Here is a 13277-nt window from a genome sequence, read left to right as displayed (position 1 = left end):
GCAGCCATCATTTAAAGAAAGCGTAATAGCTCACTGATCGAGTCGTCCTGCGCGGAAGATGTAACGGGGCTAAGCCAGTTACCGAAGCTGCGGATTTGCACGCAAGTGCAAGTGGTAGGAGAGCGTTCTGTAAGCCTGTGAAGGTGGCTTGTAAAGGCTGCTGGAGGTATCAGAAGTGCGAATGCTGACATGAGTAGCGTTAAAGGGGGTGAAAAGCCCCCTCGCCGTAAGCGCAAGGTTTTCTACGCAACGTTCATCGGCGTAGAGTGAGTCGGCCCCTAAGGCGAGGCAGAGATGCGTAGCTGATGGGAAACAGGTCAATATTCCTGTACCGATCAATAGTGCGATGTGGGGACGGAGAAGGTTAGCTCAGCCAACTGTTGGATGTTGGTTCAAGCCTGTAGTCGTGCCTGGTAGGCAAATCCGCCGGGCTTAGATGAGGGGTGATAACGAGGCTGCTTGCAGTCGAAGTGAGTGATACCCTGCTTCCAGGAAAAGCCACTAAGCTTCAGCTATTGACGACCGTACCGCAAACCGACACTGGTGCGCGAGATGAGTATTCTAAGGCGCTTGAGAGAACTCAGGAGAAGGAACTCGGCAAATTGACACCGTAACTTCGGGAGAAGGTGTGCCCTCAGTAGGTGAACCTGTACAAGGGGAGCCCAAAGGGGTTGCAAAGAATCGGTGGCTGCGACTGTTTATTAAAAACACAGCACTCTGCAAACACGAAAGTGGACGTATAGGGTGTGACGCCTGCCCGGTGCTGGAAGATTAAATGATGGGGTGCAAGCTCTTGATTGAAGTCCCAGTAAACGGCGGCCGTAACTATAACGGTCCTAAGGTAGCGAAATTCCTTGTCGGGTAAGTTCCGACCTGCACGAATGGCGTAACGATGGCCACACTGTCTCCTCCTGAGACTCAGCGAAGTTGAAATGTTTGTGATGATGCAATCTCCCCGCGGAAAGACGGAAAGACCCCATGAACCTTTACTGTAGCTTTGTATTGGACTTTGAACGGATCTGTGTAGGATAGGTGGGAGGCTTTGAAGCGGTGTCGCTAGACATCGTGGAGCCAACGTTGAAATACCACCCTGGTGCGTTTGAGGTTCTAACCTGGATCCCTTATCGGGATTGGGGACAGTGCATGGTAGGCAGTTTGACTGGGGCGGTCTCCTCCCAAAGCGTAACGGAGGAGTTCGAAGGTACGCTAGTTACGGTCGGACATCGTGACGATAGTGCAATGGCATAAGCGTGCTTAACTGCGAGACTGACAAGTCGAGCAGATGCGAAAGCAGGACATAGTGATCCGGTGGTTCTGTATGGAAGGGCCATCGCTCAACGGATAAAAGGTACTCTGGGGATAACAGGCTGATACCGCCCAAGAGTTCATATCGACGGCGGTGTTTGGCACCTCGATGTCGGCTCATCTCATCCTGGGGCTGTAGCCGGTCCCAAGGGTATGGCTGTTCGCCATTTAAAGAGGTACGTGAGCTGGGTTTAAAACGTCGTGAGACAGTTTGGTCCCTATCTTCCGTGGGCGCTGCAGATTTGAGGAAGCCTGCTCCTAGTACGAGAGGACCGGAGTGGACACACCTCTGGTGTACCGGTTGTCACGCCAGTGGCATCGCCGGGTAGCTATGTGTGGAAGAGATAACCGCTGAAAGCATCTAAGCGGGAAACTCGTTTCAAGATGAGATCTGCCGGGGCCTTGAGCCCCCTAAAGAGTCGTTCAAGACCAGGACGTTGATAGGCTGGGTGTGGAAGCGCAGTAATGCGTTAAGCTAACCAGTACTAATTGCTCGTGCGGCTTGACCCTATAACTTTGATCTCAATGCAGATCAAGTTGGTTATGCCAAGACGCAATCCAAATAAGCTGATTCGAGCTCTATAAATTGGTCCTCTTGACACAGTCAAGAAGACAAAAAGTTATGCCTGATGACCATAGCAAGGTGGTACCACTCCTTCCCATCCCGAACAGGACAGTGAAACGCCTTTGCGCCGATGATAGTGCGGGTTCCCGTGTGAAAGTAGGACATCGTCAGGCTCCTATAGCCTCAGACCGCCCTCTCGGATTATTCCGACGAGGGCGTTTCTGTTTTGTTTTGGTGAAAATCGCGAATGCTCGTAAAGTAAGGCCATGGCCTCTACTCTGGAGAGCGACGTCGTGCAAAGCAAGCCCAAGGCCCGTCGGCCTTGGTGGGCCGTCATCCGCAGTCTCAGCGCCCGGCATCGTGAGCGCATCGCTGGCCATCTATTGGCGCTGGACCCGCAGGACCGGTATCTCCGTTTCGGATACGCTGCCAACGACGCACAAATCCGCTCCTATGTAGACAAATTAGACTTCGAGCGCGATGTCGTGTTTGGCATCTATAACTGGCGCCTGAAGCTGGTCGCCATGGCCCACCTTGCGCATTCGGTGGATCGAAGCTATGACGCCTGCGCGGAGTTTGGCGTCTCCGTCCTGCCCTCGGCCAGAGGGCATGGTTACGGGGGGCAACTCTTCGCTCGTGCCATGCTGCATGCCCGCAACGCAGGCGTGCAGTTGATGTTCATCCACGCCTTGAGTGAGAACAAGATCATGCTGGGCATCGCGCGCAAAGCCGGTGCCACGGTGGAATACGACGGTTCTGAGGCGCAAGCCTATCTGCGTCTGCCTGCGGCCACGTTCGAGACGCAGGTGGCGGAGTTGCTGGAAGAGCAATTGGCTCAAGCCGACTATCGACTCAAGATGCAAGCCCGGCAATTTTGGAACTTGCTGTCGGATCTGCAAGATGTGCGGCGCGGCGTACGCGAAGGCCGACATCGAACCGGCTCCTGAATTTTGGCATCGCGCAAGCTCGATGCCCACAGCAGCAATCAGGTGCCGTTCGCAATCTTCCGCGGGACACTGGCGATTTCCGAGCCGTCACGCTTCTCCGCTATCCTATAGGCTTCGTAACTTCCGCCTTGTGCGTTGCCTCAGTGCCTGACCCTTATCCTGCGCGTTTTTCCGAGAAGGAAGACAAGCGCACTCTCTGGAAAAGAATTGTCGAAATCATTCGGCCGGGACCGGACTCCACGGCCGAACTGATCGAGACCCTCGCCGAAGCCGAGGACAAGCAGCTCATAGGCGCTGAGTCGCGCTTCATGCTCGAAGGCGTGCTGCGCATGGCCGATCAAAGCGCCGGCGATGTGATGGTGCCGACCCCACGCATGGACTTGGTGGACATCAACGCACCCTACAGCGAGTTGCTCCACGCGGTCATCGATGCCGCGCATTCGCGTTTTCCAGTGTACGAAGGGGAACGGGAAAACATCATCGGCATTCTCTTGGCCAAGGATTTGCTCAAACTGCAGCGCGCGCCCGAACTGAATATCCGGGCGCTGTTGCGACCAGCGGTGTTCGTGCCGGAAAGCAAGGGGCTGAATGACCTGCTGCGTGAATTCCGGGGCACGCGCAATCATCTAGCCATCGTGATCGATGAATTTGGCCGCGTGGCCGGCCTCATCACCATCGAGGATGTACTCGAACAGATCGTCGGTGAAATCGAGGATGAGTTCGACATTTCCGAAGACGAGGGCGATATTTTCGGCCTTGCCGACCAGACTTACCGCGTCAGTGGCAGTGCTGCCATCCAGCGTGTCAACGAGGCCTTTGGCGTGGAGATCATCGCGAGCGACCCTGACGAGAGCTTTGACACCGTCGGTGGCTTGATCGCGCATGAAATGGGGCATGTGCCGCGCCGGGGTGAGCAGCACGTCATCGCCGGCCTGAAGTTCATCGTCTTGCACACCAAGGGCGGCGCGGTCCGGTGGTTCAAGGTCACTCCTGTGACCTCGCCATCTGACAACAGCCCGCGTGCCTGACGTCCGCGCGATGCGCGTGAGCACGGCAGTCCGCATCAGCCTGTCATTGGTGGCGGGCGGCTTGCAGGCCATGTCCATCGCGACGCCTTGGGACGGTCAGCCGCAAGGCTGGTTGCAATTGCTTTCTATGGGCGTGCTGGCCAGCTTGCTTCTGTACCAGGTCTGGCCTGGCAAGGGCAAGCCGGCCGCGCACGCCTCTTCGGCTGCGGGACTCGGCTGGCTGTATGCCACGGCTTGGTTGGCTGGCAGTTTCTGGTGGATGTTCATCGCGATGCATCGCTATGGCGGCTTGCCCGAGCCGCTGGCAGCGCTCGCGGTGTTGGCGCTGTCGGGCACGCTGGCGCTGTATGCCGCCGCCGCCTGTGCCCTGTACGCTTACCTCGCGAGGAAACTGGGCCCGGGGCGACCCGCCGTGAATGCCTTGTTGTTCGCCGCGCTCTGGCTGTTGGCCGAACTGGCGCGAGGGCGCTGGTTCACCGGCTTTGGCTGGGGCGCCGCCGGGTACGCGCATGTGCAAGGGCCGCTGGCGGCTTACGCACCGTGGATTGGGGTGTACGGCATCACGGCGGTGACGGCCTGGCTCGCGATGATGCTGGCCTCCACCGGACGGCAAATCTTCTTGGCCCCGTCCGGGCAAGAGGGTGAGCGCGCATGGCGACGTGCGGGCATCGATGGCCTTGCCGTGGTTCTGGTGCTATGCCTGCCCCTCGCGCAACAGCGCTGGCTGCCCTTGCAAACCCAGTCAACCGGCAGGCTGCGCGTCGCCTTGTTGCAAGGCAATATTCCCCAGGACGAGAAGTTCCAGCCCGGCAGTGGCGTGGCACTCTCCCTGCGTTGGTATGGCGACCGACTGCTGCAAGTTCCTCCGGACACCGCCTTGGTGGTCGCGCCGGAGACCGCTTTGCCCCTGCTGCCCCAGGACCTGCCTGCGGGCTACTGGCCTCAGCTCGTAGCCCGTTACACGCAAGGCGGCTCGTCGGCTGCCTTGATCGGTCTGCCTGTGGGCAATTTCCGCGACGGATATACCAACTCTGTGATCGGTCTGGCGCCGGGGCAGGGGCCTTACCGCTACGACAAGCACCACCTGGTGCCCTTCGGCGAATTCATCCCCGTGGGGTTCCATTGGTTCACGGCCATGATGCAGATCCCGCTCGGTGACTTCAATCGCGGCGATTTGAACCAAGCTTCGTTCACCTGGCAGGGCCAGCGCCTGGCCCTGAACATCTGCTACGAGGATCTGTTTGGCGAGGAGCTGGGCGCGCGCTTCGCCGACGCGGCGGCCGCGCCCACCGCGTTCGTCAACCTCAGCAACATCGCCTGGTTCGGCGACACGGTGGCGGTGGCCCAGCATCTGCACATTTCGCGCATGCGCGCCCTGGAGTTCGCGCGCCCCATGGTGCGCGCCACCAACACGGGTGCGACCGCCTGGATTGATCACCAGGGCCGGGTGCGCGCCATGCTTGCGCCCTATACCCGGGGTGTGCTCACCGTCGATGTGGAGGGTCAGACCGGTCGCACGCCTTACGCCCGCTGGGTCGCGGCCTGCGGGCTCTGGCCGCTCTGGATCCTGGGCTTGGCCGTCGTGTCCTGGGCCGTCTGGCGTAGCCGATCAAGGCGCGCGGTTTCGGCGGGCGTGGAACCGTAAAATCACGGGCTCGGCCTTTGGGCCGCCCTCAGACGCTTTAATGGCTCGGTGGCCCCTAGGGCCGCCACCTGCTCACCCATGTTGACCTTCCAGCAAATCATCCTCACCTTGCAGTCCTATTGGGACAAACAAGGCTGCGCGCTCCTGCAGCCCTATGACATGGAAGTCGGCGCGGGCACTTCGCACACCGCCACCTTCCTGCGCGCCATCGGCCCGGAGCCCTGGAAGGCTGCCTACGTGCAGCCCAGTCGCCGGCCCAAGGACGGTCGCTACGGCGAAAACCCCAACCGTCTGCAGCACTACTACCAATATCAGGTCGTGCTCAAGCCCGCGCCCAGCAACATCCTCGAGCTATACCTGGGTTCGCTCGAAGCCCTGGGCTTTGATCTGAAAAAGAACGACATCCGCTTTGTCGAGGACGACTGGGAGAACCCCACGCTGGGTGCCTGGGGTCTGGGCTGGGAAGTCTGGCTCAACGGCATGGAAGTGACGCAGTTCACCTACTTCCAGCAGGTTGGCGGCATCGACTGCAAGCCCATCACCGGCGAGATCACCTATGGCCTGGAGCGCCTGGCCATGTACCTGCAGGGCGTGGACAACGTCTATAACCTGAAGTGGACCGATAGCCTGAGTTACGGCGACGTCTATCTGCAGAACGAGAAAGAGCAGTCAGCCTACAACTTCGAGCACAGCGACGCCGATTTCCTGTTCACCGCCTTCACGGCGCACGAGAAGCAGGCCAAGCACTTGATGGAGCAGCAGCTGGCCCTGCCGGCTTACGAGCAGGTGCTCAAGTGCGCGCACAGCTTCAACCTGCTGGACGCACGCGGCGCCATCTCCGTGACCGAACGCGCCGCCTACATCGGCCGCATCCGCAACCTCGCGCGCAGCGTCGCGCAGAGCTACTACGAGAGCCGCGAGCGCCTGGGTTTCCCCATGGCGCCGCGCGAGTGGGTGGCGCAGATCGAGAAGCAGACTGAGAAGAAGGCCGCCTGAGACCATGAGCATGAACAATCTTCTTGTCGAACTGTTTGTCGAAGAGCTGCCGCCCAAGGCGCTCAAGAAGCTGGGGGATGCCTTCGCTTCCGTGCTGGTGGACCAGCTCAAGGTCCAGGGCCTGGCTAGTGCGGATTCCGTCGTCACACCCTACGCCTCGCCGCGTCGCCTGGCCGTGCACGTGACGGCGGTGGCCAGCAAGGCCACGGACAAAGCCGTGCAGCAAAAGCTCATGCCCGTGAGCGTGGGACTGGGCGCGGACGGCCAGGCCACGCCGGCCCTGCTCAAGAAACTCCAGGCCCTGGGCGCGGATGTGTCTGATGCCGCGAAGGCCGTGGCAGCCCTCAAGCGCGCGCCCGATGGCAAGGCCGAGGCGCTGTTCTACGACAGCGTGGTGCCCGGCGCCCCGCTGGCGGCGGGCTTGCAGAAGGCGCTGGATGAGGCGATCACCAAGTTACCCATTCCCAAGGTCATGAGCTACCAGCTCGAGACCGATTGCGAACTGCCTGGCTGGAGCAGCGTGAATTTTGTGCGTCCGGCGCATGGCCTGGTGGCCCTGCATGGGGGCACCGTGTTGCCAGTCCAAGCCCTGGGTCTGAAGGCCGGCAACAGCACACGCGGCCATCGCTTCGAGGCCAAGAAGGAGGTGGTCGTCCTCAAGGACGCCGACAGCTATGCCACCGCCTTGCGCGAGGACGGTGCCGTCATTGCTTCCTTCACCGAGCGCCGCGCCGAGATCGTGCGCCAGCTCGCGGCGGCAGCCGCCCAGGTGGGCGGTGGCGTGCGCCCCATTGAAGACGCAGCCCTGCTGGACGAAGTCACGGGCCTGGTCGAGCGCCCGCATGTACTCGTCTGTGAGTTCGAGAAGGAGTTCCTGGCCGTGCCGCAGGAATGCCTCATCCTCACGATGAAGGCCAACCAGAAGTACTTCCCCCTGCTCGACACGGCTGGCAGGCTGACGAACAAGTTCCTCGTGGTTAGCAACATCAGCCCAGCCGACGCCAGCGCCGTGATCGGCGGTAACGAGCGCGTGGTGCGCCCGCGCCTGGCCGACGCCAAATTCTTCTTCGACCAAGACCGCAAGAAGACCTTGGAATCGCGCGTCGAGGGCCTGGGCAAGGTCGTGTATCACAACAAACTGGGCACGCAGGGTGAGCGCGTGGAACGCGTGCGTGCCATCGCCAAGGCCATCGCGCAGCAATTGGGTGACGCCAAGCTGGTGGCGGCTGCGGACATCGCTGCGCGCCTGGCCAAGACCGATTTGCTGACCGATATGGTGGGTGAGTTTCCGGAGCTGCAGGGCATCATGGGCGGCTACTACGCGCGCCACGATGGCCTGGGCGAGGAGATTGCGCACGCCATCGAAGACCACTACAAGCCGCGCTTCGCGGGTGACGAACTGCCGCGAGGTACTGTCGGTGTGGCCATAGCGCTCGCTGATAAATTGGAAACGCTGGCTGGGCTCTTCGCGATTAAGCAGTTTCCGACCGGGGACAAGGATCCGTTCGCGCTACGACGGCACGCTCTTGGTGTGATTCGGATGCTTGTTGAAAAAGGCCTACCGCTTGATTTGATTGAACTCATTGGGATTGCAGAGAAGCAATTCCCAGAGGACCGTGGCTACGTAGCAGTGTTTGATTCATTGCGCGAGTTTATTTATGAGAGGTTCGCTGGCGGATTGCGGGAGCAGGGATACAGCACCATTGAGGTCGACGCAGTTTTGGCTGTGTTTCCTCGGCATCTTGGTGATGTGGTCAAGCGCCTGACCGCCGTGCGCGCCTTCGCCGCCCTGCCCGAAGCTGCTGCCCTGGCCGCCGCCAACAAACGCATCGGCAACATCCTCAAGAAAGCCGAAGGCGCCGTCGAGGCCAAGGTCAACACGGGGCTGCTCACCGAGCCGGCGGAACAAGCCCTGCACGGCGCGCTGCACAGCGTACAACCGCTGGCCGACAGTCTCTACGCGAATGGCGAATACGCTGCCTCCCTGCGTGAACTGGCGGTGCTCAAGGCCCCGGTGGACGCATTCTTCGATGGCGTGATGGTCAATGCCGAGGACGCCGCCTTGCGCGCCAACCGTCTGGGCCTGCTCAAGAGCCTGCACGAAGCCATGAACCGCGTGGCCGATCTGTCCCGGCTGGCGGCCTGACGCGACGAGACGTCCAAACCACCGTCCCCACACACCATGCCCAACGCCCTCAAGCTGGTTATCCTGGATCGTGATGGCACGATCAATCAGGATCGCGACGACTACGTGAAGTCGGAGGCGGAATGGGCGCCCCTGCCCGGTGCGCTGGAGGCCATCGCCCGGCTCAACCATGCCGGCTGGCATGTGGTGGTCGCCTCCAACCAATCCGGTTTGGGGCGCGGCCTCTTCGATGTCGCCGCACTCAACGCCATGCACACCAAGATGCACAAGCTGCTGGCCACGGCGGGCGGTCGGGTGGAGGCCATCTTTTATTGCCCGCATGGGCCGGAGCAAGCCTGCCATTGCCGCAAACCCGCGCCCGGTCTGTTCGAGCAAATCGGTGAGCGTTACGGGGTTTCGCTGCATGGCGTGCCCACGGTCGGTGACACGGCGCGCGACCTGATCGCTGGCGCATCGGTGGGCTGCGAACCGCATCTGGTGCTGACCGGCAAGGGCGCGGCCTGGCGCGAGCCCCTGGCCGCGGGTCAGGCCCTGCCCGGCAACTTCCCGGCCGGCACCCGGGTGCACGACAATCTGGCCGCCTTCGCCGCCTGGCTGATCGCGCGCGACCACGAACCGCAGAGCGCGCCGCACGGCGACTGACACCCATCAAGGATTTCGAGATGATTTTTCTGCGCTCCCTGCTGCACGCGCTCTGGATGCTGGTCACCGTGGTGCCTTGGGCCATCATGATGTTGACCGCATCCATCTTTCTGCGCGGCAATCCCATGTACTGGTTGGCGGTGGGCTGGCTGAGCCTGGCCATTCGCGGTGCGCGCGTGCTGCTGGGCATCAAAGTGCGCATCACCGGCATGGAGAACCTGCCGCAGGGCGAAACCAGCCAGGCCATCCTGCTGGTCAAGCACCAGTCCACGCTGGAGACTTTCCTGATCCCCACCTTGATGCCGAACCCGCTGGCCTTCGTGTTCAAGAAGGAGCTGCTGTACGTGCCTTTCTTCGGCTGGGCCATGGCGCGGCTGGACATGATCCACATCGATCGCTCGCAACGCAACGAGGCCTTCAACAAGGTGGTTGCCCAGGGCAAGCGCCTTTTGGCGCGCGGCGTCTGGATCATCATGTTCCCCGAGGGCACGCGCATCCCCCGGGGCCAGAAGGGCGTCTACAAGACCGGCGGCACGCGCCTGGCCATCGAGACCGGCGCACCGGTGATTCCGATTGCCGTCAATTCGGCCCGGGTCTGGCCGCGCAAGGCGTTCCTCAAGCGCCCCGGCGTGGTGGACGTGGTAATCGGCCAGCCCATTCCCAGCCAGGGCCGTGAGCCTGCGGAACTGATGCGCGAAGTGGAAGGCTGGATCGAAGGCCAGATGCACCGGCTCGACCCCGAGGCCTACCAAACCAAGACCGGGGCCTGAGACGCCCCCCGGCTGGCGCACGCCCATGCGCGGTCTTCTGCAACTCGCCCTGGATTTTCTCGACGGGCCACACGCCGAGCCCCAGCCCTCGCCGTCGCCCAAGGCGCGTGTGTCCCCCACCGCCACGGCAAGGCCTGACGCCGTCCCGACGCCGCAGGGGCTGACATTGGAAGCCACGCCCAGCCATTTGACCCCGCCAGCGCCACTCGACGCGGCATTCACGCATCCCCACGCCAATCGACAGACCCGGCTGGGCGAGATCCCCGTGGCCTATGAATTCAAGCGTGGCCGTCGCCGCACGATCGGCATGGCTGTGAGCGTGGCCGGTTTGACGGTCAGTGCGCCGCGCTGGACACCGCTCCACGAGGTGGAGGCCGTCTTGCAGGAGAAAGCCTCCTGGATCGTGCGCAAGCTGCATGAGATGCAGGCGCGCCAGCTGCGCGCCCACGCGGCGCGGCTGGAATGGCGCATGGGCACCGAGTTGCCCTGGCTGGGGCAATCGCTCACCCTGGTCTTGGCGCGACCCATCGACCCGACCATGCCCCTCGACCCTGCGGGCCAGACGGCTGTGCCATCGGTCCCATCCTCCGCACGCGTCCGTGCCCGGCGCATGACCCAGCCGGTGCTGGAAACGGGGTGGGTCACGCCCTCGGGAGAGGCGGGCTGCACCCTGCGTCTGGACTTGCCCGCCGACGCGCCGACCGCGCAGATTCGCGACGCGGTGCATGGCTGGTTTCTGCAGGAGGCGCGGGCGCTGTTCGCCCAGCGGCTCGACCTTTACGCCCCTTTGCTGCAAGTGCAGTGGCGCAAGCTCGCCTTGAGCAATGCGCGCACGCGCTGGGGCAGCGCCAGCAGCGATGGCCGCATCCACCTGAACTGGCGCCTCATGCACATGCCCCTGGCCGTGATCGACTACGTCGTGGTGCATGAACTCAGCCATCTGCGCGTCATGGACCACAGCCCGCGCTTCTGGGAGACCGTGCGTTCCGTCATGCCGGATTACGAGCGCCGCCGCGACCAATTGCGCGATGTCACCCTGCCTGTCTGGAGCGGATGAAGAAAATGGTTCTCTAAACGCCCAATTCCGGACAGAATCACGCGGTTGGACCCGAAAGTTACAATCCTTACAATTGTATACAAGGAGTCGACGCGATGACGACACACCAAGGGATCCGGACGCGCTGGCTCAACATGAGCCTGTCCATCCGACTGGCTGCCAGCATTTTTTTCATCATCGGCGTGGTGGTGTTGGTGTTTGTCATGGCCATCAGTTACACACTGATGCGTTCCGTGGAAGACCAGGCGCTGCAGAACGTCAACACCCAGACCCGGCTGATCGTTGACCTGATCGACGCCTCGGACAAAGACTTGCGACTGCGCGCCGCCGCCCTGGCCAAGGCCTTCCAGAACCGCCTCGCCGGCCAATTCGTGCTGGATGCCGGCACGATCACCGAGGTGGCTGGCAAACCCGCGCCCACGCTCCGTCTGGACGGCAAGGTGCTCAACATGAACTTCGACGTGGCGGACAGCTTCACTGCGGGCACGGGCGCCGTGGCCACGGTCTTCGCCAAGACCGGCGACGATTTCATCCGCGTCACCACCTCGCTCAAGAACGCGGAGGGTGCGCGTGCCATCGGAACCCTGCTGGACCGCAACCATCCGGGCTACAAGGCCACTTTGGAGGGCCGGACCTACGCCGGGCCCGCCAACCTGTTCGGCAAACCCTACATCACGCAGTACGACCCGATCCGCGACGCGCAGGGCCAGATCATCGGCCTGAGCTTCATCGGCCTGGACTACAGCAACTATCTGGAGCAGCTCCGGACCACCATCCGCAGCCTCAAGATCGGCCAGACCGGCTACTTCTTCGTGCTGGATTCGCGTCCCGGGCCGAACTACGCCAAGTTGGTCATTCACCCCATGGCCGAAGGTCGTGTCGTGCTGGACAGCAAGGATGCGCAAGGGCGCGAATTCATCAAGGAAATGCTCGAGCGCAAGAACGGCACCACCTATTACCCCTGGATCAACGAAGAACGCGGTGAAACCAGCGCGCGCGACAAGCTCGCGGCCTTCGCCTATTTTCCCGGCTGGGAATGGGTGGTCGCCGGCAGCACCTACGTGGACGAGGTCACCGCCGACGTGCGCGACCAGCGCCTGCTCTATGGTGTGATGGGCATCGTCATGGTGCTGCTGGTGTCTGGTGTGCTGTACCTGCTGATCCGTCGCACGGTCATCATGCCCTTGATCCAGGCGCGCAGCGTGGCCGAGGCCCTGGCCCGGGGTGACTTGAGCGTGCGTGTGCACAACCCGCGCCAGGACGAGCTTGGGCAGTTGATGGATGCCATGAACCGCATCGGCAGCGGGCTGACCGAGGTGGTCCATACCGTGCGCGAAGGCAGTGAGTCGGTGTCCACCGCGAGCGCGGAAATCGCCGATGGCAACCAGGACCTGAGCGCGCGCACCGAAAACCAGGCCAGCGCGCTGGCGCAGACCGCCGCGTCGATGGAGGAACTGGGCAGCACCGTCAAGCAGAACGCCGCCAACGCCCAGCAGGCCAACCAGCTTGCGCAAAGCGCCTCCACCGTGGCGGTGCAGGGTGGCGAGGTCGTGGCCCAGGTGGTCGACACCATGAAGGGCATCAGCGACAGCAGCCGCAGGATCGCCGACATCATCAGCGTGATCGACGGCATCGCCTTCCAGACGAATATCCTGGCGCTGAACGCGGCGGTCGAAGCCGCGCGCGCGGGCGAGCAGGGCCGGGGCTTCGCGGTGGTGGCCAGCGAGGTGCGCTCCCTGGCGGGTCGCAGCGCCGATGCCGCCAAGGAGATCAAGGGCCTGATCACCGACAGCGTGCACCGCGTCGAGCAAGGCACAGCCCTGGCCGACAAGGCCGGCGGCACCATGACCGAGGTGGTGGCCAGCATCCAGCGCGTCAGCACCATCATGGCCGAGATCAGCACGGCCAGCAACGAACAGACCGCGGGTGTGACCCAGGTCGGCGAGGCGGTCACCAACATGGACCAAACCACGCAGCAGAACGCCGCGCTGGTGGAGGAGATGGCCGCGGCGGCCACCAATCTGCGCATGCAGGCCCAGGAACTGGTGCGTGCCGTCAGCGTGTTCAAGTTGACGGATCAGCTCGGTGGCGTCGACGCCTCGTCCACCCACAGCGGCACTGCCGAGCCTGGGTTGCCCGATCCATCGCGTCCCAGACTGGCGGAGCGGTGAGCCTG

9 protein-coding genes and 2 rRNA genes (1 of these 11 only partly in view) are annotated in these 13277 nt (G+C 62.5%); all 11 read left to right on the top strand.

Annotated features, from left to right (window positions below):
- Window positions 1-1815: ribosomal RNA gene (locus tag DW355_RS01885) — 23S ribosomal RNA — on the top strand (it extends 1060 nt beyond the left edge of the window).
- Window positions 1816-1930: 115 nt separating this feature from the next.
- Window positions 1931-2043 (top strand): 5S ribosomal RNA (rrf, locus tag DW355_RS01880).
- A 93-nt stretch (window positions 2044-2136) separates the two neighbouring features.
- Window positions 2137-2817 (top strand): GNAT family N-acetyltransferase, encoded by a 681-nt coding sequence (locus tag DW355_RS01875; RefSeq protein ID WP_131277578.1) that lies wholly within the window; start codon window positions 2137-2139, stop codon window positions 2815-2817.
- Between the two features lie 143 nt (window positions 2818-2960).
- Window positions 2961-3845, top strand: coding sequence for an HlyC/CorC family transporter (locus DW355_RS01870; RefSeq protein ID WP_131277576.1), 885 nt, complete (start codon window positions 2961-2963; stop codon window positions 3843-3845).
- A 10-nt stretch (window positions 3846-3855) separates the two neighbouring features.
- Window positions 3856-5490 carry an apolipoprotein N-acyltransferase gene (gene lnt, locus DW355_RS01865; RefSeq protein WP_131282162.1) on the top strand — a complete coding sequence of 545 codons (1635 nt, stop codon included), beginning with the start codon at window positions 3856-3858 and terminating at the stop codon, window positions 5488-5490.
- Between the two features lie 78 nt (window positions 5491-5568).
- Window positions 5569-6486, top strand: a complete 918-nt coding sequence (glyQ, locus tag DW355_RS01860) for a glycine--tRNA ligase subunit alpha (RefSeq protein WP_131277574.1) — start codon at window positions 5569-5571, stop codon at window positions 6484-6486.
- A 4-nt stretch (window positions 6487-6490) separates the two neighbouring features.
- On the top strand, window positions 6491-8632 hold the full coding sequence (gene glyS / locus DW355_RS01855; RefSeq protein ID WP_131277572.1) for a glycine--tRNA ligase subunit beta: 2142 nt from the start codon (window positions 6491-6493) through the stop codon (window positions 8630-8632).
- A gap of 36 nt (window positions 8633-8668) precedes the next feature.
- Window positions 8669-9274 carry a D-glycero-beta-D-manno-heptose 1,7-bisphosphate 7-phosphatase gene (gmhB, locus tag DW355_RS01850; RefSeq protein WP_131277570.1) on the top strand — a complete coding sequence of 202 codons (606 nt, stop codon included), beginning with the start codon at window positions 8669-8671 and terminating at the stop codon, window positions 9272-9274.
- 20 nt (window positions 9275-9294) lie between these two features.
- Window positions 9295-10044, top strand: a complete 750-nt coding sequence (locus DW355_RS01845; RefSeq protein ID WP_131277568.1) for a lysophospholipid acyltransferase family protein — start codon at window positions 9295-9297, stop codon at window positions 10042-10044.
- Window positions 10045-10069: 25 nt separating this feature from the next.
- Window positions 10070-11101 (top strand): M48 family metallopeptidase, encoded by a 1032-nt coding sequence (locus DW355_RS01840; RefSeq protein WP_131277566.1) that lies wholly within the window; start codon window positions 10070-10072, stop codon window positions 11099-11101.
- A 95-nt stretch (window positions 11102-11196) separates the two neighbouring features.
- Entirely contained in the window at window positions 11197-13272 is a 2076-nt protein-coding gene (locus tag DW355_RS18330) for a methyl-accepting chemotaxis protein (RefSeq protein ID WP_131277565.1), read from the top strand.
- Window positions 13273-13277 lie beyond the last annotated feature (5 nt).

Source organism: Hylemonella gracilis (assembly GCF_004328645.1).
In the GTDB taxonomy this organism is placed as follows: domain Bacteria; phylum Pseudomonadota; class Gammaproteobacteria; order Burkholderiales; family Burkholderiaceae_C; genus Hylemonella; species Hylemonella gracilis_B.
The sequence above is the reverse complement of the archived record's forward strand: the minus strand, read 5'-3'. Positions and strand labels throughout refer to the sequence as shown.

What these genes read in the sequence shown, in the direction of transcription:
- glyQ (WP_131277574.1), top strand. Translation starts at nt 5,569, where the DNA reads ATGTTGACCTTCCAGCAAATCATCCTCACCTTGCAGTCCTATTGGGAC.
- DW355_RS01840 (WP_131277566.1), top strand. Translation starts at nt 10,070, where the DNA reads ATGCGCGGTCTTCTGCAACTCGCCCTGGATTTTCTCGACGGGCCACAC.
- gmhB (WP_131277570.1), top strand. Translation starts at nt 8,669, where the DNA reads ATGCCCAACGCCCTCAAGCTGGTTATCCTGGATCGTGATGGCACGATC.
- DW355_RS01875 (WP_131277578.1), top strand. Translation starts at nt 2,137, where the DNA reads ATGGCCTCTACTCTGGAGAGCGACGTCGTGCAAAGCAAGCCCAAGGCC.
- DW355_RS01845 (WP_131277568.1), top strand. Translation starts at nt 9,295, where the DNA reads ATGATTTTTCTGCGCTCCCTGCTGCACGCGCTCTGGATGCTGGTCACC.
- glyS (WP_131277572.1), top strand. Translation starts at nt 6,491, where the DNA reads ATGAGCATGAACAATCTTCTTGTCGAACTGTTTGTCGAAGAGCTGCCG.
- DW355_RS18330 (WP_131277565.1), top strand. Translation starts at nt 11,197, where the DNA reads ATGACGACACACCAAGGGATCCGGACGCGCTGGCTCAACATGAGCCTG.
- lnt (WP_131282162.1), top strand. Translation starts at nt 3,856, where the DNA reads ATGCGCGTGAGCACGGCAGTCCGCATCAGCCTGTCATTGGTGGCGGGC.